The 19422-nt window shown below is 66.7% G+C and carries 14 protein-coding genes; 9 read left to right on the top strand and 5 right to left on the bottom strand.

The window, feature by feature from the left end; all coding sequences use genetic code 11:
- Nucleotides 1-35 precede the first annotated feature (35 nt).
- Both A9973_RS09020 and A9973_RS09015 read right to left on the bottom strand, forming a co-directional pair.
- On the bottom strand, nucleotides 36-1607 hold the full coding sequence (locus tag A9973_RS09020) for an ABC transporter substrate-binding protein (protein WP_183013426.1): 1572 nt from the start codon (nucleotides 1605-1607) through the stop codon (nucleotides 36-38).
- 107 nt (nucleotides 1608-1714) lie between these two features.
- Nucleotides 1715-2509, bottom strand: a complete 795-nt coding sequence (locus A9973_RS09015) for a GntR family transcriptional regulator (protein WP_255469094.1) — start codon at nucleotides 2507-2509, stop codon at nucleotides 1715-1717.
- Between the two features lie 201 nt (nucleotides 2510-2710).
- Between A9973_RS09015 and A9973_RS09010 the strand changes: the two genes are divergently transcribed.
- Genes A9973_RS09010 through A9973_RS09000 form a run of 3 tightly spaced genes read left to right on the top strand, consistent with a single transcriptional unit; the run spans nucleotide 2711 to nucleotide 6032 of the window.
- Complete coding sequence (locus A9973_RS09010) at nucleotides 2711-3907, top strand: alanine--glyoxylate aminotransferase family protein (protein WP_183013425.1); 1197 nt, start codon at nucleotides 2711-2713, stop codon at nucleotides 3905-3907.
- A 24-nt stretch (nucleotides 3908-3931) separates the two neighbouring features.
- Nucleotides 3932-4987: a serine hydrolase gene (locus A9973_RS09005; protein ID WP_183013424.1), complete on the top strand. Its 1056-nt coding sequence runs from the start codon at nucleotides 3932-3934 to the stop codon at nucleotides 4985-4987.
- Nucleotides 4988-5021: 34 nt separating this feature from the next.
- Nucleotides 5022-6032, top strand: coding sequence for an aldo/keto reductase (locus A9973_RS09000; RefSeq protein ID WP_183013423.1), 1011 nt, complete (start codon nucleotides 5022-5024; stop codon nucleotides 6030-6032).
- A 35-nt stretch (nucleotides 6033-6067) separates the two neighbouring features.
- Here A9973_RS09000 and A9973_RS08995 read toward each other — a convergent pair whose 3' ends face one another.
- Nucleotides 6068-6640, bottom strand: coding sequence for a TetR/AcrR family transcriptional regulator (locus tag A9973_RS08995; protein WP_183013422.1), 573 nt, complete (start codon nucleotides 6638-6640; stop codon nucleotides 6068-6070).
- A 215-nt stretch (nucleotides 6641-6855) separates the two neighbouring features.
- Here A9973_RS08995 and A9973_RS08990 point away from each other — a divergent pair, with 215 nt between their 5' ends.
- From A9973_RS08990 to A9973_RS08970, 5 genes are all read left to right on the top strand, one after another.
- A complete protein-coding gene (locus tag A9973_RS08990; RefSeq protein ID WP_183013421.1) occupies nucleotides 6856-8037 on the top strand; it encodes an efflux RND transporter periplasmic adaptor subunit in 1182 nt (393 codons plus the stop codon).
- 40 nt (nucleotides 8038-8077) lie between these two features.
- Complete coding sequence (locus tag A9973_RS08985) at nucleotides 8078-11227, top strand: efflux RND transporter permease subunit (protein ID WP_183013420.1); 3150 nt, start codon at nucleotides 8078-8080, stop codon at nucleotides 11225-11227.
- Between the two features lie 5 nt (nucleotides 11228-11232).
- On the top strand, nucleotides 11233-12684 hold the full coding sequence (locus A9973_RS08980) for an efflux transporter outer membrane subunit (RefSeq protein WP_183013419.1): 1452 nt from the start codon (nucleotides 11233-11235) through the stop codon (nucleotides 12682-12684).
- Nucleotides 12685-12952: 268 nt separating this feature from the next.
- Nucleotides 12953-13900 carry a tripartite tricarboxylate transporter substrate binding protein gene (locus A9973_RS08975; RefSeq protein ID WP_255469093.1) on the top strand — a complete coding sequence of 316 codons (948 nt, stop codon included), beginning with the start codon at nucleotides 12953-12955 and terminating at the stop codon, nucleotides 13898-13900.
- A 63-nt stretch (nucleotides 13901-13963) separates the two neighbouring features.
- Entirely contained in the window at nucleotides 13964-15163 is a 1200-nt protein-coding gene (locus A9973_RS08970; RefSeq protein ID WP_183013418.1) for a M20 aminoacylase family protein, read from the top strand.
- Nucleotides 15164-15206: 43 nt separating this feature from the next.
- Here the strand turns inward: A9973_RS08970 and A9973_RS08965 are convergent, their stop codons facing one another.
- Both A9973_RS08965 and A9973_RS08960 read right to left on the bottom strand, forming a co-directional pair.
- Entirely contained in the window at nucleotides 15207-16547 is a 1341-nt protein-coding gene (locus A9973_RS08965; protein ID WP_183013417.1) for an MFS transporter, read from the bottom strand.
- A 77-nt stretch (nucleotides 16548-16624) separates the two neighbouring features.
- Nucleotides 16625-18262 (bottom strand): GMC family oxidoreductase, encoded by a 1638-nt coding sequence (locus A9973_RS08960; protein ID WP_183013416.1) that lies wholly within the window; start codon nucleotides 18260-18262, stop codon nucleotides 16625-16627.
- Nucleotides 18263-18461: 199 nt separating this feature from the next.
- Here A9973_RS08960 and A9973_RS08955 point away from each other — a divergent pair, with 199 nt between their 5' ends.
- Nucleotides 18462-19307 (top strand): IclR family transcriptional regulator, encoded by an 846-nt coding sequence (locus A9973_RS08955; protein ID WP_183013415.1) that lies wholly within the window; start codon nucleotides 18462-18464, stop codon nucleotides 19305-19307.
- Nucleotides 19308-19422: the final 115 nt, after the last annotated feature.

Here is a 19422-nt window from a genome sequence, read left to right as displayed (position 1 = left end):
GGGCCGGCGCAAGGCTGACCCGGCGCAACCCTGCGTCACTTCCAGCTCATGTCCCAGAAGCGCACGAGCTCATCCGAGTAGGGCTTGAAGTTCACGTCCTTGGTGGCGACGTAGTAAGCGGGCAGCGTCCACAGCGGCACCGCGTAGGCCTTCTGTGCGATCAGGTCCAGCGCTTCCTTGTAGGCGGCCTTGCGCGGGGCGGGGTCGATCGTGTGGTCGCCCTTGTTGAGCAAGTCGCGCACCTGCGCGTCGCGCGTGACGTCGTCGTTGCCGAAGGCGAAGTACACCGGCGTGGACGCCGAGACGTCGTTGACCAGGTTGGACCCCCAGGTCTGGTGCGTCAGCGATGCCTTGTTGGCGCGGATCATGTCGCGCATGGCGGCGTATTGCAGGTAGTTCAGCTTGGCACGGATGCCCACCGCCTGCAGGTAGTTGATGATGGCTTCGGTCTGGTTGCGCTCGCGGTAGGCCACGATGTCGATGTCGAAGCCGTTGGCGTAGCCGGCGTCCGCCAGCAGCTTCTTGGCCAGCGCCGGGTCGTACTTGTAGGTGGGCGCACCGTCCTGCGTGCAGCCCACTTGCGACGGCGTGCAGATGGTGTTGATCAACCCGCCGCCTTCGCCCACGATGTTCTTCAGCATGGCGTCGCGGTCGATCGCGTGGATGATCGCTTTGCGCACGCGCTCGTCCTTGAGCTGGGGCGCCGGCGTGCCGTCCTGGATGTTCATCTGCATGAACACGATGCGCATCGTGTTGCCGGTGACCATCTGCAGGTTGGGCATCTGGCCCAGCTGTTCGGCCTGGTCTTTGGGCACGCTCATGATCAGGTCTTCGCCGCCCGAGATCACTTCGGCCATCTGGGTCTGGCGGTCGGGGATGAAGCGGATGACGACGCGGCCGATCTTCGGCTGCGCCTTGGGCGAATCCTTGAAGTAGTCGGCGTTGCGTTCCAGCGTGATGGACTTGCCGGGCTGGTAGTCGGTGACCTTGTAGGGGCCGGAGCCTACCGGTTTGGCGTTCATGCCCTTGGGGCCGACTTCCTGGTAGTACTTGGCCGGATGGATGGCGGCGGTGGTGGACAGGTATTCCTTGGCGCCGGGGAAGGGCTCCTTGGTGGTCAGGCGCACCTTGTACTTGTCGATCTTCTCGACCTTGTCGATCCAGGCCACGTTCTGTTGCGTGACGGCCTTGTTCTTGGGGTCGGCCGCGTAGTTCAGCGTGTACACGACGGAATCCGCATCGAACTCCTCGCCGTTGTGGAATTTCACGCCTTCGCGCAGCTCGAACTCCATCGTCTTGTCGTCGACCTGCTTCCAGCTTTTGGCCAACTGGCCCTTGTATTCATTGGTGACGGGGTCGCGGTACAGCAGCGTGTCCCAGACGTTGGCGGCGATGATGACGCCGATCCGCACGTTGTTGAAGTACGGGTCCACGCTTTCCGGCGCCTGGTCGTAGGCCATGCGCAGGGTGTCGTCCTTCTTGCCGGCAAGCGCGGGCTGAGAGGCAAGCGTGGCGCAGGCCAGCAAGGCGGCGGCCAGCGCGTGCAGGGCAGGGGTGCGGCGGGAGGGCAAGGCGGGTGAGACGGGTGTGAAGCGACAATCAGCCATGGTGAAGGCTCCTCTGGAAGGCACTACAAGTACTGCGTATCCATCATCTCGCTCCGGGCCGCGCCACCCTTGTTCTTATCGTTGCCGTCCGCGCGCCGGGAATCGCTTCAACCGGACTCGGACGGCTGCGCGGCCGTGGGGGCCGGTCCTGCGTGAAGGCTCTTCAGCGCAGCCTCGCACTTGCGCTGCAAGTGCTGGCGCATGATGCCCGCGAGCCGGTCCGCGTCGCGCGCGTCCAGGGCGTCGGCCATCTCGATGTGCTCGCGCATCGCCAGATCCCATTTCTGGCGGTTTTCGTTCGACACGAAGCGCAGGTTCTGGATGCGCGCGTTCTGGGCGTCGTACAGCTGCTTGAGCAGGGTGTTGTGCGCGGCCAGGCTGATGCGCTCGTGGATCTCGCGGTTGGTCTGGAAGTACGTGGGCAGGTCGTGGCGGGCGTGGCTGGCCATCATTTCATAGGTCAGCGCGCGGATTTCCGCGATCTCGACATCCGTCGCCCGTTCGCAGGCCAGCCGGCAAGACATGGCTTCCAGTCCGCCGATCACTTCGAAGGCTTCGCGGATGTTCGCGACGGACAACGCCACCACCTGCGCGCCGCGGTTCGGTTCGATCTGCACCAACCCTTCGGCCGCCAGCACGCGGAACGCTTCGCGCATCGGCGTGCGCGAGACCCCGAGCAATTCGCACAGCGCGCGTTCGTTCAGGCGGGAGCCGGGCGGGAATTCGCCCTGGATGATGCGTTCGCGCAGCTGGCCCGCCACCGCGCCGGGCAGCGTGCGGCCGTTGCCGGCGGCGCGCGCCGCCGGGGGCTGCGCCACGGCGGTCGGCGTCGCGTCGGAATCATGGAGGCCGGCATGCGCCGGCCCGGCCAGATCCGGCATCAGGCTAGGATTGCTGCTCATTGGTATACCAATTTTTCCCCGTATTTTTCTAGACTATAAACCTGCGGCAAGCGGATCAATCATGGGTGTATACCCTAGGTTATCGATGTAAAAACAATGGGATAGAGTGGCGCATGCCGCAAGTCCGCATGCGCGGCGAACGCCGTTCGTCTGTCGCGCAACTTCCGTTGGTATACAAAAAATTCCACTGTGGGGCGATGCATGCTTACCCTGAACTCCCATCCGTCCGGCCGGCATTTCCTGCAGATTCCGGGGCCGACGAATGTGCCCGACCGCGTGCTGCGGGCCATCGACCAGCCCACCATCGACCACCGCGGGCCGGCGTTCGGCGCGCTGGGGCTGGCCGTGCTGGCCGGGGTGAAGCAGGTCTTCCAGACGCAGTCCCCCGTGGTCATCTTCCCGTCGTCGGGCACGGGGGCGTGGGAAGCGGCGCTGGTCAACACGCTGTCGCCCGGCGACCGGGTGCTGATGGTGGAAACCGGCCACTTCGCCAGCCTGTGGAAGAAGCTTGCCGGGCGCCTGGGGCTGGAGGTGGACTACGTGGAAGGCGACTGGCGCCATCCGGTGGACGCCGCCGTCATCGGCGCGCGCCTGGCCGAAGACGCGCAGCACCGCATCAAGGCCGTGTGCGTCGTGCATAACGAAACGTCCACCGGCGTTACCAGTGACATCGCCGCCGTGCGCGCCGCCATCGACGGCGCGGGGCATCCCGCGCTGCTGATGGTGGACACGATTTCGTCGCTGGGGTCCATCGACTACCGGCATGACGAATGGGGCGTGGACGTGACGGTGGCCGGGTCGCAGAAGGGCCTGATGCTGCCGCCGGGCCTGGCGTTCAACGCCGTCAGCGCACGGGCGCTGGCCGCCGCCGACAGCGCGCGCCTGCCGCGCGCGTACTGGGACTGGCGCGACATGCTGGCCGCCAACGGCAACGGCTATTTCCCGTATACGCCGTCGACCAACCTGCTGTACGGGCTGCACGAGGCGTTGGCCATGCTGCAAGCCGAGGGCCTGCCGCGCGTGTTCGCGCGGCATGAGCGGCATGCGCGCGCCACGCGTCTGGCCGTGGCCGGCTGGGGGCTGGAACTGCTTAGCCTGGAGCCGTCCGCGCACAGCCCCGCGCTGACCGCGGTGCTGATGCCGGAAGGCCATGGCGCCGACGCCTTGCGCAAGGTCATCCTGGACCGCTTCGACATGTCGTTGGGGCAGGGCCTGGGCAAGCTGACCGACCGCGTCTTCCGCATCGGCCACCTGGGCCACTTCAACGACCTGACCCTGTGCGGCACGCTGGCCGGGGTCGAGATGGGCCTGGTCGCCGCCGGGGTGCCGCATCGCGCTGGCGGTTTGCAGGCCGCGATGGAATTCCTGGCCAGGACGCCCGAGGGCGCCACGGCCTGACACACCACAATAACGAGGGAAACGATGAATACGCTTATGCAGCAGGCGATCCAATTCGCCAATGAACACGAATCCGCCTGGGACCGCAGCGTCAAGGGCAATTTCGGCGTGCACCTGAACGATCCGCCGCCCTGGAACCGCCTGTTGGGGCCGATCCATGACCGGGGTCCGGTATCGGGCATGGTCGTGGTCGACGGCAAGACCGTCGCGTCCTGGGGCGAGCCCGACCGCGCCGACCTGACCTTCAGCGTCGCCAAGCTGTATCTGGCGATCCTGGCGGGTGTGGCGCACGACCGCGGCCTGTTGCCCGACGTGGACGAACCCGTCGGCAAGCGGGTGCCCGGGATCGGTTTCGACGACGGCCAGAACGCCGACATCACCTGGCGCCACCTGCTGCAGCAGACAAGCGAATGGGAAGGCGAGCGCTTCGGCGTGTCGGACCAGGCGGACCGCTATCGCGCCGTCACGTTCGGCGTGCCGCCCGATGGCAAGAAGGGCGACGCGCGCCCCTTGCAGCGCCCCGGCACGTACTGGGAATACAACGACGTTCGCATCAATCAGCTGTCCTACGCGTTGCTGCACCTGTTCCGCAAGCCGCTGCCGGACGTGTTCCGTGAAGCCGTCACGCGCCCGATCGGCGCCAGCGATGACTGGCAATGGGTGGGCTACGACACCGCCTGGGTCGAGATCGACGGCCAGCGCATGCCGTCGGTTCCGGGGGGGTCGCATTGGGGCGGCGGCATGTCCATCAGCGCGCGCGACCAGGCGCTGATCGGCCAGATGCTGCTGAACAATGGCCAGGCCAACGGCAAGCAGATCCTGTCGCGTGAATGGATCCAGGCGATGCGCACGCCCTGCGCCATCGCGCCGTACTACGGCTACCTGATCTGGCTGAACCACGAAGGCCGCGTGTTCCCCAGCGTGCCGGCGTCCAGCTTCTTCGGCGTGGGCGCGGGCAGCTCGTTCACGTGGGTGGAGCCGGAACGCAAGATGGTGGTGATCGTGCGCTGGCTGAATTCCGCCCATGCGGACGCGCTCTTCGGCAAGATCCTTGCAGCGGTGGACGCGCCACAGGCGTAACATTCTGACCTCTCACCGACCAAGGAACGAAGCCATGAACTACCGCCGACTGGGAACCAGCAACCTGCGCGTGTCGCCGCTATGCCTGGGCACCATGATGTTCGGAGAACAGACGCCTGACGACGAGGCGGCGCGCATTGTCGCGTCGGCGCGCGACCATGGCTTGAATTTCATCGATACGGCCGACGTCTACAACGAAGGCCGTTCGGAAGAGGTGGTGGGCAAGCTGCTGCAAGGGCAGCGCCACGACTGGGTGCTGGCCAGCAAAATCGGCAACCCGGTCGGCAAGGGGCCGAACCTGGCGCACTATTCGCGCCAGTGGCTGATGCGCGGGGTGGAGCAAAGCCTGGCGCGCCTGGGCACGGATTTCATGGACATCCTGTACCTGCACCGCGACTACCACGAAGAGAACCTGGAAGAAGCGCTGTGGGCGCTGGGCGACCTGATCCGCGCGGGCAAGCTGCGCAGCTTCGGCTTGTCGAACTTCCGCGGCTGGCGCATCGCCGAAGTCATGCGCCTGTGCGAAAAGATGGGCGTGCCGCAACCCGTGGTGTGCCAGCCGTACTACAACATGCTGAACCGCGGGCCAGAGGTCGAAATCCTGCCGGCGTGCAAGCACTACGGCCTGGGCGTGGTGCCGTACAGCCCCATCGCGCGCGGCGTGCTGACGGGCAAGTACCTGCCGGGCCAGGCGCCGGCCGCCGACACCCGCGCCGGGCGCGGCGATCGCCGCATTCTGGCGACGGAATTCCGCGAAGAGTCGCTGCAGATCGCGCAGCAGCTGGTGGCGCACAGCGCGGCGCGGGGCGTGCAGCCCGGCCATTTCGCCACCGCATGGGTGCTGGCCAACCCGGTCATCACGAGCGTGATCGCAGGGCCCCGCACGCTGGCGCAGATGGACGACTACTACGCGGCGCTGGACGTCACGGTCACGGCGGAAGACGAAGCCGTCGTGGACGGCTGGGTGACGCCGGGCCATGCGTCCGCGCACGGCTACAACGACCCGAACTACCCGTTCTACGGACGGCCGGTCGCGGTCGCATAACGGGCTGCGATATCGGCGGATCCGGTGCGCGCGCCTCAGGCTGTGGCGCGCGCCGGCTCGGCGGCGATGCCGTGCAGCATCATCTGCTCGACCACGGAGGCGATGCCCAGCCGCGCCACGCGTCCGCGCCGCTCGGCGTCGACCAGGCTGGTCAGCACGCCGAACAACATTTCCGTCAATGCCGCCGCCGTCATGTCGACGCGGAAGGCGCCTTCACGCTGCCCCCGCAGGAAGAAGGCGTCCAGGGATTCCTGATAGCCCGACCAGCTGTTCATGATGTCGGGCTGCTGCTCGTTGTCGGGCTTCCAGTTGTACATCAGGAAGGCCGTCAATTCCTTGTGCGCCAGATTCTGGTTGATCAGGTTGCGCAACGCCTCATGCGGCGCAGCCGTGTCCAGATGCGAATCCGCCAGCGCCTTCTTCAGCACATGGGCGCAATGCGTCGTCAGTCGCAGGACCAATTGGTCCCGCGTCTGGCAGAACCGGTACAGCGTCGCCTTGCTGACGCCCACGGCTTTTGCCAATTCCTGCAAGGTGGCCCGCGGCTGGTCGACCATTGCCATGGCCAATGCCACCAGTAACTTCTCGTGCCCCGCCTCGTCAGACATGTTCTGCCCCTGTTCTGTTCTCGAACTTGATCAGGTGCTATTGAATCACGGGTGATTCACTTTGTACAAACTTTGGCGTAATTGGCAAGTAAAAACTTGTTAAGCCGAATGTAATCAACTTCACAGAATCATATGAATCATCATTGATTCAAATTGAACTCTGCGGTAGCATCAGCGGCTTATTGAATTCAGGTCGCCGCGGGCGGGGGTTACAGATGTTGAAGAATCAAACCAGGTGGCAGTGGCCCCTCACGGCGTTGTTGGCGTCAATCTTGCTGGCCGGTTGCGGCGGCGATCAGGATGCCCATTCGCAAGCGTCCGAACCGCGTGCGGTGCAAGTGCTGTCGGTGCAGCCCGAACGTTTCGCGCTGACCAGCGCGCTGCCCGGGCGGGTCGAACCTGTGCGGGTGGCCGAGGTGCGCGCCCGCGTGGCGGGCATCGTGCTTAGCCGCAATTTCCAGGAAGGCGCCGACGTGAAGGCGGGCGACGTGCTGTTCCGCATCGACCCGGCGCCGTTCAAGGCGGCGCTGTCGCGCGCCCAGGGCGACCTGGCCAAGGCGGATGCCGCCGTGTCGGACGCCCAGGCCATCGTCAAGCGGTACACGCCGCTGGTCAAGATCGAAGCCGTCAGCCAGCAGGATTTCGACACCGCCATCACCACGCTCAAGAGCGCCCAGGCGGCGCGCCGCTCGGCGCAAGCCGACGTGGAAACCGCGCAATTGAACCTGGACTACGCCACGGTCAAGGCGCCGATTTCGGGCCGCATCGGCCGCGCCCAGGTCACCGAGGGCGCGCTGGTGGGACAGAACGAGGCCACCGTCATGGCGAAGGTCCAGCAACTGGACCCGATCTACGTGGACTTCACCCAGCCCGTTGCGGACATGCTGCGCATGCGCGCCGCGCTGCAGAACGGCAGCCTGGGGCAGGGCGAGGGCGCCGACATCTCGCTGACCATCGACGGCACGGACCAGCAACGCAGTGGCCGCCTGCTGTTCTCGGACATCGCGGTGGACCGGACCACGGGGCAGGTTTCCGTGCGCGGCGAATTCGCGAATCCCGATGTGCTGCTGCTGCCGGGCATGTATGTGCGCGTGCAGACGCGGCAAGGCGTGGACGCCGAAGCCATCCTGGTACCGCAGCGCGCCGTGACGCGCAGCACCGACGGCAAGCCGCAGGTCATGGTGGTGGGGCAGGACGACGTGGTGGCCTCGCGCCTGGTGCAGACCGGCACGATGCGCGGCAGCGACTGGCACATCGTCGAGGGCTTGAGCGCGGGTGACCGCGTCATCGTGGGCGGCGTCAACGCCGCCGTACCCGGCCAGAAAGTCAGCGTGACACCCGTGGCGCAGCCCAAGGTCGCTGCCGCCGGCGAGGCCTCGGCCCCTGCCGCCAACTGACCGGCCGCCCGCGCTCCGCATGCATTCCCAAGGATAGATCATGTCCAAGTTTTTCATTGGCCGCCCCAATTTCGCGTGGGTGGTGGCCATCTTCATTTCGCTCGCCGGTTTGCTGGCGATCCCGTCGCTGCCGGTGTCGCAGTTTCCGGTGGTGGCGCCGCCCCAGGTGACGATCGCCGCCGTGTACCCGGGCGCGTCCGCGTCGGTGCTGGTCGATTCGGTGACGAGCGTCATCGAAGAAGAGCTGAACGGCGCCAAGCACATGCTGTACTACGAGTCCTCCAGCAGCTCCAGCGGCAGCGCGGAAATCACCGTCACGTTCGAGCCGGGAACGGACCCCGACCTGGCCCAGGTGGACGTGCAGAACCGCATCAAGAAGGCCGAAGCCCGCTTGCCGTCCGCCGTGACGCAGCAGGGCTTGCAAGTCGAGCAGGCCAGCTCGAACTTTCTGATGATCTACGCCCTGACCTACAAGGGCGATGACGCGCAAAAAGACGTGGTGGGCCTGTCCGACTACGCGGCGCGCAATATCAACAACGAGATCCGCCGCGTCGACGGCGTGGGCAAGGTGCAGTTCTTCGGCGCCGAAGCGGCCATGCGCGTGTGGATCGACCCGCAGAAGCTGCTGGGGCTGGGCCTGTCGGTGGCCGACGTCAACGCGGCCATCGCCGCGCAGAACGTGCAGGTGCCGGCCGGCAGCTTCGGCAGCCGCCCCGGTTCGCCCGAGCAGGAATTGACGGCCACGCTGGCCGTGAAGGGCATGCTGGACTCGCCGGAGGAATTCGGCAGGATCGTGCTGCGCGCCAACGACGACGGTTCGTCCGTGCACCTGGCGGACGTGGCGCGGCTGGAAGTGGGCCGTCAGAGCTACGACTTCGAAACGCGCCTGAACGGCAAGAAGTCGGTCGGCGCCGCGGTGCAGCTGGCGCCGGGCGCCAACGCGATCGATACCGTCAAGGTCGTGAAGGCGCGCCTGCAGGAATTGTCGGCGTCGTTCCCCGAAGACGTGGAATTCTCAGTGCCGTTCGACACCTCGCGCTTCGTCAGCGTGGCGATCGAAAAGGTCGTGCACACGCTGCTTGAGGCGATGGTGCTGGTGTTCCTGGTGATGTTCCTGTTCCTGCAGAACATCCGCTACACGCTGATCCCCACGATCGTGGTGCCGGTGTGCCTGCTGGGCACCTTCGCGGTGATGTCCGTGCTGGGCTTTTCAGTGAACATGATGACGATGTTCGGCATGGTGCTGGCCATCGGCATCCTGGTGGACGACGCCATCGTGGTGGTCGAAAACGTGGAACGCATCATGGCCGAAGAGGGCCTGCCGCCGCGCGAAGCCACGATCAAGGCGATGGAGCAGGTGTCGGGCGCCATCGTCGGTATCACGCTGGTGCTGTCCGCCGTGTTCCTGCCGCTGGCGTTCATGAGCGGCTCGGTCGGCGTCATCTATCAGCAGTTTTCGCTATCGCTGGCGGTGTCGATCCTGTTCTCGGGCTTCCTGGCGCTGACCTTCACGCCGGCGCTGTGCGCCACGTTCCTCAAGCCCATCCCCAAGGGCCATCACGATGAAAAGAAAGGATTTTTCGGCTGGTTCAACCGCAGCTTCAACCGCCTGACCAGCCGTTTCGAGGCGCTGAATTCGCGGCTGGTCAAGCGCACCGGCCGCTATATGGTGATCTACGTGGCGATCGTGGCGGTGCTGGGTGTGCTGTATGTGCGCGTGCCCGAATCCTTCGTGCCGCCGGAAGACCAGGGCTATGTCATCGTCGACGTCCAGTTGCCGCCAGGGGCTACCCACACCCGCACCGACAAGGTCGTGGCTGACGTCGAGCAGCACCTGATGTCGCTGGACGCCATGGGCGACGCCTTCACGGTGATGGGCTTCAGCTTTTCGGGCACGGGCCAGAACGCGGGCATCGCGTTCCCGACCTTGAAGGACTGGTCCGAACGCGGCAAGGGCCAGGCGGCCACCGACGTTGCCGATAGCGTGAACGCGCGTTTTGCCGCCATCGACGACGGCACGGTCATGGCGGTCAATCCGCCGCCCATCGACGGACTGGGCAACTCCGGCGGCTTCGCGCTGCGCCTGCAAGACCGCGGCGGTCTGGGCCGCGCGGCGCTGACGGAAGCCCGCAACCAGCTGCTGGCCAAGGCCAACAGTTCGCCGGTGATCGCCTACGCCATGATGGAAGGCCTGGCGGATGCGCCGCAGTTGCGCCTGGACATCGACCGCCAGAAGGCGGAGGCACTGGGCATCGGGTTCGACACGATCAGCACGGCGATCTCGTCGGCGTACGGGTCCGCCACCATCAATGACTTCGCCAACGCCGGGCGCTTGCAGCGCGTGGTGGTGCAGGCGGACGTGCGCGACCGCATGACGCCGGAGAGCATCTTGATGCTGAACGTGCGCAACAAGTCGGGCGGGATGGTGCCGCTGAGCGCCTTCGTGAAGACCGACTGGGAGACCGGGCCGGTGCAGATCTCGCGCTACAACGGCTACCCGGCGTTCAAGATCGCGGGCGATGCCATGCCCGGGCGCAGCACCGGCGAAGCGATGGCTGAAATCGAGCGTATCGTGTCCGAGCTGCCCAGCGGCATCGGCTACGAATGGACGGGCCTGTCCTATCAGGAGAAATTCGCGGGGGCCCAGGCGCCGATGCTGTTCGCGCTGGCATTCCTGGTGGTGTTCCTGCTGATGGTCGCCTTGTATGAAAGCTGGGCCATCCCCGCGTCGGTCATGCTGATCGTGCCGATCGGCGCGCTGGGTTCGGTACTGGCCGTGACGGTGCTGGGCATGTCCAACGACGTGTACTTCAAGGTCGGCCTCATCACCATCATCGGCCTGGCCGCCAAGAACGCGATCCTGATCGTGGAATTCGCCAAGAGCCTGCGCGAACAGGGCCATTCGCTGATGGATTCCGCCATCCAGGCCGCCAAATTGCGCTTCCGCCCCATCGTGATGACGTCGCTGGCGTTCATCCTGGGTGTGGTGCCGCTGGCGTTGGCCAGCGGCGCGGGCGCCGCCAGCCAGCGTGCGTTGGGCGTGGGCGTGATCGGCGGCATGCTGACCGCCACGCTGCTGGGCGTGATCTTCGTGCCCATCTTCTTTGTGTGGGTGCTGTCGCTGGTGTCGAAGACACGCGGCCAGCCGGCATCCGATGCCTTGCCGGCCCCGAGCACGGCCAAGGAATAGGACTCATGATGCAAACCTTTTTCCCCTTGCGCCTTAGCGCCCTGGCCCTGAGCGCGGTATTGGCGGGATGCTCGCTGGCGCCCGTCCACCAACGGCCCGACGCGCCGATTCCCGCGCAGTATCCGGCGGGGTTCAATCAGGCGGCCGCGCCCGCAGCGCCGTCGGCGGCGGCGACGCTGGACTGGCAGTCGTTCGTGACCGATGCGCCGCTGCGTCAACTGGTGGCGCTGGCGCTTGAGAACAACCGCGACCTGCGCCAGGCCGTGCTGAACATCGAAGCGGCGCGCGCCCAGTACCGGATCGAACGCGCCGACCGCGTGCCGGGGTTCAATGCCCAAGGCACGGGCACGCGCCAACGGGTGCCGGGCGACCTGAGCGGCACGGGCAGCGCGGGCGTGCAAAGCACCTATCAAGCCGGAATCGGCCTGACGTCGTTCGAGATCGATTTGTTCGGGCGTGTGCGCAGCCTGTCGGACGCCGCGCTGCAGGAGTACCTGGCCACCGAGGAAACCGCCCACAGCGCCCGGATCAGCCTGGTGGCGGAAGTGATCCAGGCGTATCTGACGCGCGACAGCGCGCAGCGCCGCCTGCTGGTCACGCGCCAGACACTGGCCAGCCGTGAATCATCGCTGGAACTGATCGTCAAACGGCGTCAGGCCGGGGCGGCCACGGCGCTGGACTACCAGGAAGCGCTGGGCCTGACCGAGCAGGCGCGGGCGGAGCTGGAACGGATGGACCGCGAAGTGCGCCAGGCCGGCAATGCGCTGGCCCTGCTGGTGGGCGTCAACGACCTGGGCCCGTACCTGCCTCAACAACTGGCGACTTCGCCCGTGCTGCTGCAGGAGATCGCGGCGGGCGCGCCGTCGGAACTGCTGGAACGCCGGCCCGACATCCTCGCTGCCGAACACCAGCTGCAGTCGCGCAACGCCAGCATCGGCGCGGCGCGGGCGGCGTTCTTCCCCAGCATTTCGCTGACCGGCCTGTTCGGCTCTTCCAGCGCCGACCTGTCCAACTTGTTCGACGGGGGCCAGCGCGCCTGGTCGTTCACGCCGCAGATCACGCTGCCGATCTTCGCGGGCGGACGCAACACGGCCAACCTGGACCTGTCCCACGTGCGCAAGGACATCGCGGTGGCGGCGTACGAAAAGACCATCCAGACGGCATTCAAGGAGGTGGCCGACGCGCTGGCCGCCACCGACACGCTGCGGCGCGAAGAAGCGTCGCGGCGGGCATTGGCCGCATCCAGCCAGGAAGCCATGCGCCTGTCGGAAGCCCGTTACCGCGGCGGGGTGGACAGCCACCTGCGCTACCTGGACGCCCAGCGCAGCGCGTTCACCGACCAGTTGAGCTACATCGAGGTCAGCACCCAGCGCCAGATCGCGTTGGCGACCCTGTTCAAGGCGCTGGGCGGGGGATGGCCGGGCGCGCGGCCGGCGGAACAGCCCGGGGAGGGATGATTTAGCCCTATTTTCCAAAATCTCGATAAAAATTATTGACGTCGAGATTTATGCTGCTTATCGTAGAAAAAAAGCGCCGCCATTTGCCGGCTGGCACTCCCTGGCCTTCGGCCGGCGGCAGGCGCACGAGGAGACAAGCAGAGTGATACGTCCATGCGACAGCCGGCCGTGCCGGCAGCTATCCGGCGCGGCGTCCCCGCGTGCCGGGCGCGCGCCAGCGGTGCGCCCCGCGGGGTTTTGGAGCAGGTTGCGGTGGGCCTGGGCCGGCTTGGCAGCCAGCGCCACGCTGGCGGCCGGCGTGCCGGCACTGGCGGCGGACTGGCCGGCGCGGCCAGTGACCATCGTGGTTAACGGCGGTCCGGGCAGCCTGCCCGACCTGTTCGCCCGGCCGCTGGCCGAGCGGCTGCACCACGCCTTGGGCCAACCCGTCGTGGTCGAGAACAAGCCCGGCGCCGGCGGCCTGCTGGCTATGCAGCAGCTCAAATCGGCACCGCCCGATGGCTACACGCTGGCGCTCGTCACCAACGCCCATCTGGTGTGGAATCCCTATATCTTTCCGGCCCTGACGTACGACCCGGTGCGCGACGTCGTGCCGGTCAGCCCGCTGGCGGTCATCCCGATGGCGCTGACGGTCAACGACAAGGTGCCCGCGCAATCGCTGGCGCAACTGTTCGCGCTGGCGCGCCAGCAGCCGGGCCGGTTGAACTACGCGTCGTCGGGCAACGGCAGCCCGCCGCACGTGCTGTTCGAAATGCTGCGCGAACAGGCCGGCGTGGACATCATGCACGTGCCGTTCAAGACGGGCACCGGGGCGCTCAATTCCGTGCTTGCCGGCGACACGCAGATGTATTTCGCCGGAACCGCGCTGGTCGAACCCATGGTCAAGGAAGGGCGCCTGCGCGTGGTGGCGATCAGCGACGCCGTGCCCGATGCGGCCTTTGGCCGCGCGCCGACGTTGGCGCAGCAGGATTTCCGCGGCTTTGACGGTGCGGTGTGGCTGGGGCTGGCGGCCCGCGCCGGCACGCCTGACGCCATCATCCAGCGCTTGAACGCCGAGATCGGCCGCGCGCAGCAGGACGGCGCCATGCGACAGATGTACGCCAGCCACGGGTCGCTGCCGTACCATCTGAGCGCCGAGGCCTTCGCCCAACGCGTCGCCGACGAGCGCGAGGCCTCGGGCCCCGTGCTGCGCAAGCTGGGCATCAAGCCCGACTGACCTTCACCCTTTCCCTCAAACCTGGAATCAACGGCTCCGTCCACGGAGCCGGCACCGGCAGCCATGAACCTGATTGAAGAGATTGTTGAACACGCGCCCTCCATCCGCGACATCCGGCGCGACATCCATGCGCATCCCGAACTGGCGTTCGAAGAGAACCGCACCGCGCAGCGGGTGGCCGAACTGCTGGAAGGGTGGGGCATCCCGCTGCACCGCGGCTTCGGCAAGACCGGGCTGGTGGGCGTGATCCGCAACGGCACCTCGTCGCGCACGCTGGGTCTGCGCGCCGACATGGACGCGTTGCCGATGCAGGAGGCGAACCAGTTCGCGCATGCCAGCAAGCACCCGGGAGTGATGCACGCCTGCGGCCACGACGGGCACACCGCCATGCTGCTGGGCGCGGCCCAGTATCTGGCGCAGCACCGCAATTTCGACGGCACCGTCTACCTGATCTTCCAGCCCGCCGAAGAGCGCGGCGGCGGCGCGCGCGAGATGATGCGCGACGGCCTGTTCCAGAAATTCCCGATGGAAGCCGTGTTCGGCATGCACAACATGCCCGGCATCCCGGAGGGCAGTTTCGCGTCGTCGTCCGGCCCCGTGCTGGCGTCCAACAGCGAATTCCACGTGACGATCCGCGGCAAGGGCGGCCATGCGGCCATGCCGCACCTGGCCATCGACCCCATACCGGCGGCGGGCCAGATGATCGAGGCCTTCCAGACCATCATCAGCCGCAACAAGAAACCGCTGGAGACGGCCGTCATTTCCGTGACCACGTTGCGGGCGGGCGAGGCCGTCAACGTCATCCCCGACACCTGCGAACTGGGGGGCACGGTGCGCGCCTATACGGCCGAAACCCTGGACCTGATCGAGCGCCGCATGGGCGAGGTCGCGCACCATGTGGCGGCCATGTTCGGCGCCGAATGCGAATTCGTCTTCACCCGGCACTATCCGTCGACCATCAACCACGAGGCCGAAACCGCCTTCTTGCGCGAGGCGCTGGCCCAGGTGGTCGGCCCAGAGCGCGTGGTGGCGCAAACGCCGATCATGGCGGCGGAGGACTTTTCCTTCATGCTGGAAGCGGTGCCGGGCAGCTATTGCTTCATCGGCAACGGCGACGGCGGCCATCGCGAACTGGGCCACGGCCACGGGCCGTGCCTGGTCCACAACACCAGCTACGACTTCAACGACGCGCTGTTGCCGATCGGCGCCAGCGCGTTCGTGAAGCTGGCCGAGGCCTGGTTCGCGCGGCCGCCGCGCGCCTGAACCTGCGGCCCCGCGCATCCGAGCCCGGGGCCGCGCGCCGCGATCAGGCCTTGCGCAAGCCGGTGCGGGCCAGCGGCGGGGCGGGTTGGCCGACGGGTTCTTCCGCCGGCCGGCCGCGTCCGATCAGCCATGCGCACAGCGCCGACACCACCCCGGCAAAGAGCACGTACAGGCAAATCAGCCAAGGCTGGCCGCCGCCTGTCTTGAGCAGGGCGGTGGCGATGATGGGCGTGATGCCCGAGGCGAAGATGCCCGAGAACTGGTAGACGAACGAGATGCCGGTGTAGCGCACCTTGGCGTCGAAGAGCTCGCAGAACAGCGCGGCCTCGGGGCCATAGATGGCGGCGTAGAAAATGCCGAAGGGGATGATGATGGCCAACCAGATCAGCATCACGCTGCCCTCGCTGTGCAGCATCAGCCAGAAGCCGGGGAACGATGCCGCGGCGGTGATCAGCGAGCCCCAGAAGTAGACGCGGGTGCGGCCGATGCGGTCGGACAGGCGGCCGAAGAACGGGATGAAGAAGCACATCACCAGGGCCGCCGCCATCACGCCCGTCAGCGCCTCGGTCCGCGTGATCTGCACCGTTTGCGTCAGGTACGAGATCGAGAACACGCCGAACACGTTGAAGAACACGCCGTCGATGTAGCGGGCCCCCATGCCCTTGAAGACATTGCCCGGATAGCGCTTGAGCATGTCGAAAAAGGGGATGCGGCTTTCGGCGTTGCTTTCCTTGACGGCCGTGAACTCGGGCGTTTCCTTGATGTTCAGGCGGATGTACATGCCCACCAGCACCATGGCCGCCGACGCCAGGAAGGCGATGCGCCAGCCCCAGGCCATGAACTGCTCATCCGTCAGCAAGGTGGACAGCAGCGCCACGGTGCCGGAGGCCAGGCACAGGCCGATCGCCAGCCCGATCTGCGGCAGCGACGCGTAGAAGCCTTTCTTGCCCGGCGGCGCGTATTCATAGGCCATCAGCACCGCGCCGCCCCATTCGCCGCCCAGGCCGATGCCCTGGAACACGCGCAGCAGCAGCAACAGGATGGGCGCCCAGACGCCGATGCTGTCGTAGGTGGGCACCAGGCCGATCAGGAACGTGGACACGCCCATGATCATCAGCGTCATCACCAGCATGCTTTTCCTGCCGATGCGGTCGCCGAAATGGCCGAAGATCAGGCCGCCCAGCGGCCGCGTCACGAAGCCCACCGCGAACGTGGTGTAGGCCAGCATGGTCGAGACCAGCGGGTCGCCGGTGGGAAAGTACAGCTTGTTGAAGACAATGCCCGCCACGACACCGTAGAGGAAAAAGTCGTACCACTCGATCGTGGCGCCGATCAGCGACGCGGTGACGACGCGGCGCACCGCAGCTTCGTTTTGCTTGGCCATTCCAGTCTCCTTTGATGGGGGGGCGGGGCACTCTGCGTTGCCGTTCGCCATGCTTTCCTGCTGATATCGTTCGTGCTTCAGGCGGCGACCGGCTCTGCCTGCCGCCGTGTCGCCTTCAGGTCCTCCAGCATGAAGCCGGCCGCGCGTTCGGCCAGCATCACGACGGGCACATTGGTATTGCCGGACACCAGCGTCGGCATGATGGAGCAGTCCACGACCCGCAGGCCGGACACGCCATGCACGCGCAGGCGTTCGTCCACCACGGCCATCGGGTCGCTGCGCGGCCCCATCTTGGCGGTGCCGGAAGGGTGGAAGATCGTGGCGCCGTATTCGCGGCAGAAATGCAGGATCTCGTCGTCGGTGCGCACGTCGGGCCCGGGGCGGAACTCCCGCTTCATCAACCCGGCCAGCGGTTCCGCCGCGGCCAGCCCGCGCGCGTACTTGACGGCGGCGACCGTCATGCGGCGGTCCAGCTCGGTGGACAGGTAGTTAGGCTGCATGGACGGCGCCTCGAACGGATCGGCGCTGCGCAGCCGGACCTGGCCACGTGAAGACGGCCGCAACTGGCAGACCGAATACGTGCACCCCGAGAACGGATGCACTTTGCCGCCGGCCAGGTCGGCCGACAGCGTCGCGAAGTGGAACTGGGTGTCGGGCGTGCGGCTGGCCGGGTCCACCCGGCAGAAGAGGCCGCCCTGGTTGATGCCGACCGCCAGCGGACCACTGCGGAACAGCAGCCATTGCAGCCCCATGCGGGCACGGCCGGCCAGTGTGCGCAGTTGATCGTTGGTGGTGATGGGGCGCGTCGTCTCGTATATCAGCCGTATCTGTAAGTGGTCTTGCAGGTTTTCCCCGACGCCCGGCAGGTCGCGCACCACGCCGATGCCGAATTGGCGCAACAGCGCGGCCGGACCGACGCCGGACAGTTGCAGTAATTGCGGCGATTGCAGCGCGCCCGCGCACAGCACGACTTCCCGCCGCGCCCGCAGGGTGCGCACCTGGCCGTCTTGCCGATACCGCACGCCGCAGGCGCGGCTGCCTTCGAACAGCACGGCCATCGTGTGGGCGCCGGTTTCCACGCGCAGGTTGGGGCGTCCTTCGGCCGGGCGCAGATAGGCGACGGCTGTGGAGCAGCGGCGGCCATTACGCGTGGTCAGCTGGTAGTAGCCGACGCCTTCCTGGTCGCCCGTGTTGAAGTCCTGAACGTGCGGCACGCCCTGTGTGCCGGCCGCCGCGATCATGGCTTCGACGAGCGGGTGCGGCGTCTTGATGGACGTGGCGTTCAAGGGGCCGTCCACGCCCCGGGTCGGCCCCGCGCCCAGGTCGTTGTTTTCCAGCTTGCGGAAGGCGGGCAGGCAGTCGTCCCAGCCCCAGCCGGGGTTGCCGGCGCGGGCCCAGGCATCGTAATCCTGCCGCTGGCCACGGATATAGATCAGCCCGTTGATGGCGCTGGAACCGCCCAAGGTGCGGCCCCGCGGCCAATAGATGCGCCGGCCCAGCATGTTCGGGTCCGGGTCGGTGTAGTAGCCCCAGTTCACCACCTTATGGAACATCGTCTTGCCGTAGCCGATGGGGATGTGTATCCACGGGGACCGGTCCCTGGGGCCGGCCTCCAGCAGGCAGACGGACAGCGCGCCGTCGGCGCTCAGCCGGTTGGCCATCACGCATCCGGCCGAGCCGGCGCCAACCACGATGACATCCACGGTGTCGGACATGTTGCCTTGTCTCCCTGTTGCCGTCCGCCTTCGCCACGTCGGCCGACGGCGTGTTTACCCTGCTTGCCGCGGCGGGGCGCACTTATATACTGGGCCGGTTCCGGCCTTCGTTCGCAACGCGGCGAGCGGGCCGGGGAATTGAGGCGATTCTAGGAAGCAGGCGCGGCACGCAAAGCACAACACGCGTAGGGGCGGAGAAATGGAACGGAACATGCAACTTCGGTTTCAAAATCGCAGTGCAGCATCGGTGCAGGCGCCGGTTGACGCGCCCGCCGTGCAGCAGGAGGCCGCGCGATCGCTGCGCGCCCTGGTGGTGCTGGAACATTTGGCGCGGGCCCAGCATCCGCCCACGCTGGCGCAATTGGCGCAGCGCCTGGACATGCCGAAGACCACGCTGATGCGCCTGCTGGCCGCCATGCAGCGCGCCGGCTTCGTCGCGGCGACACCGACCGAGCATGGCTTCGTGCCCGGGCCGCAGGCCACATCGCTGGCGTTGTCGACGCTGCGGGCCTCGGCATTCACGCGGGCCTGCCGCGCCGTACTGGCGCAATTGGCCGGCACGTTGGGCGAGACCTGCAACCTGACCGCGCCGGACGGCGACCGCGTGATCTACATGGAACGCGTGGAAACCACCGAGCCGCTACGCCTGTTCTTCGCCGTGGGCAGCCATGTGCCGATGCACTGCACGGCCAGCGGGAAACTGTTTCTGGCGTCCATGAACCGCTTGGAGCGGGGGCGCGTGCTGGCGCGCCTGCCGCTGACGCGGAACACGCCGCGCACGTTGACCGATCCCGCGCAGTTGGAAGAGGAGCTGGAACGGCTGGCGGCGCGCGGAATCGGCATCGACAACGAGGAATTCGTGCGCGGCATGAGCGCAGTGGCGGTGCCGGTCAAGGATGCGGAGGATAGGGTAGTGGCAGCCGTGGCGTGTCATGCGCCGACTGCGCGGGTCATGCTGGATGATCTGTTGCGGGCGGTGCCGGTGTTGCAGCGCGCGGCGCAGTCGCTGCATGAAGTGCTGGCGCAGCATCGGCCGGGGGGGTGAGGGGGGGTGGGGAGTTGTTCGAAGTGGAAGTTCGAATTTATAAGAATCAAATGCTTAGCGAAGAATGGATCATTGAGATCTCTCGTCGGTTTACGTGGCTTGGATACTCTTCCTA

Origin of the sequence: Achromobacter sp. UMC46, assembly GCF_014170335.1 — a bacterium.
GTDB lineage: Bacteria > Pseudomonadota > Gammaproteobacteria > Burkholderiales > Burkholderiaceae_B > Achromobacter.
Note: the sequence above shows the minus strand (reverse complement) of the source record. Positions and strands in the feature narration are given on the sequence as shown.

Coding starts and splice junctions, on each gene's coding strand:
- A9973_RS09005 (WP_183013424.1), top strand. CDS start 3,932: ATGAATACGCTTATGCAGCAGGCGATCCAATTCGCCAATGAACACGAA.
- A9973_RS08965 (WP_183013417.1), bottom strand. CDS start 16,547: ATGGCCAAGCAAAACGAAGCTGCGGTGCGCCGCGTCGTCACCGCGTCG.
- A9973_RS08980 (WP_183013419.1), top strand. CDS start 11,233: ATGATGCAAACCTTTTTCCCCTTGCGCCTTAGCGCCCTGGCCCTGAGC.
- A9973_RS08990 (WP_183013421.1), top strand. CDS start 6,856: ATGTTGAAGAATCAAACCAGGTGGCAGTGGCCCCTCACGGCGTTGTTG.
- A9973_RS08995 (WP_183013422.1), bottom strand. CDS start 6,640: ATGTCTGACGAGGCGGGGCACGAGAAGTTACTGGTGGCATTGGCCATG.
- A9973_RS09020 (WP_183013426.1), bottom strand. CDS start 1,607: ATGGCTGATTGTCGCTTCACACCCGTCTCACCCGCCTTGCCCTCCCGC.
- A9973_RS08955 (WP_183013415.1), top strand. CDS start 18,462: ATGGAACGGAACATGCAACTTCGGTTTCAAAATCGCAGTGCAGCATCG.
- A9973_RS09015 (WP_255469094.1), bottom strand. CDS start 2,509: ATGAGCAGCAATCCTAGCCTGATGCCGGATCTGGCCGGGCCGGCGCAT.
- A9973_RS08970 (WP_183013418.1), top strand. CDS start 13,964: ATGAACCTGATTGAAGAGATTGTTGAACACGCGCCCTCCATCCGCGAC.
- A9973_RS08985 (WP_183013420.1), top strand. CDS start 8,078: ATGTCCAAGTTTTTCATTGGCCGCCCCAATTTCGCGTGGGTGGTGGCC.
- A9973_RS08960 (WP_183013416.1), bottom strand. CDS start 18,262: ATGTCCGACACCGTGGATGTCATCGTGGTTGGCGCCGGCTCGGCCGGA.
- A9973_RS09010 (WP_183013425.1), top strand. CDS start 2,711: ATGCTTACCCTGAACTCCCATCCGTCCGGCCGGCATTTCCTGCAGATT.
- A9973_RS09000 (WP_183013423.1), top strand. CDS start 5,022: ATGAACTACCGCCGACTGGGAACCAGCAACCTGCGCGTGTCGCCGCTA.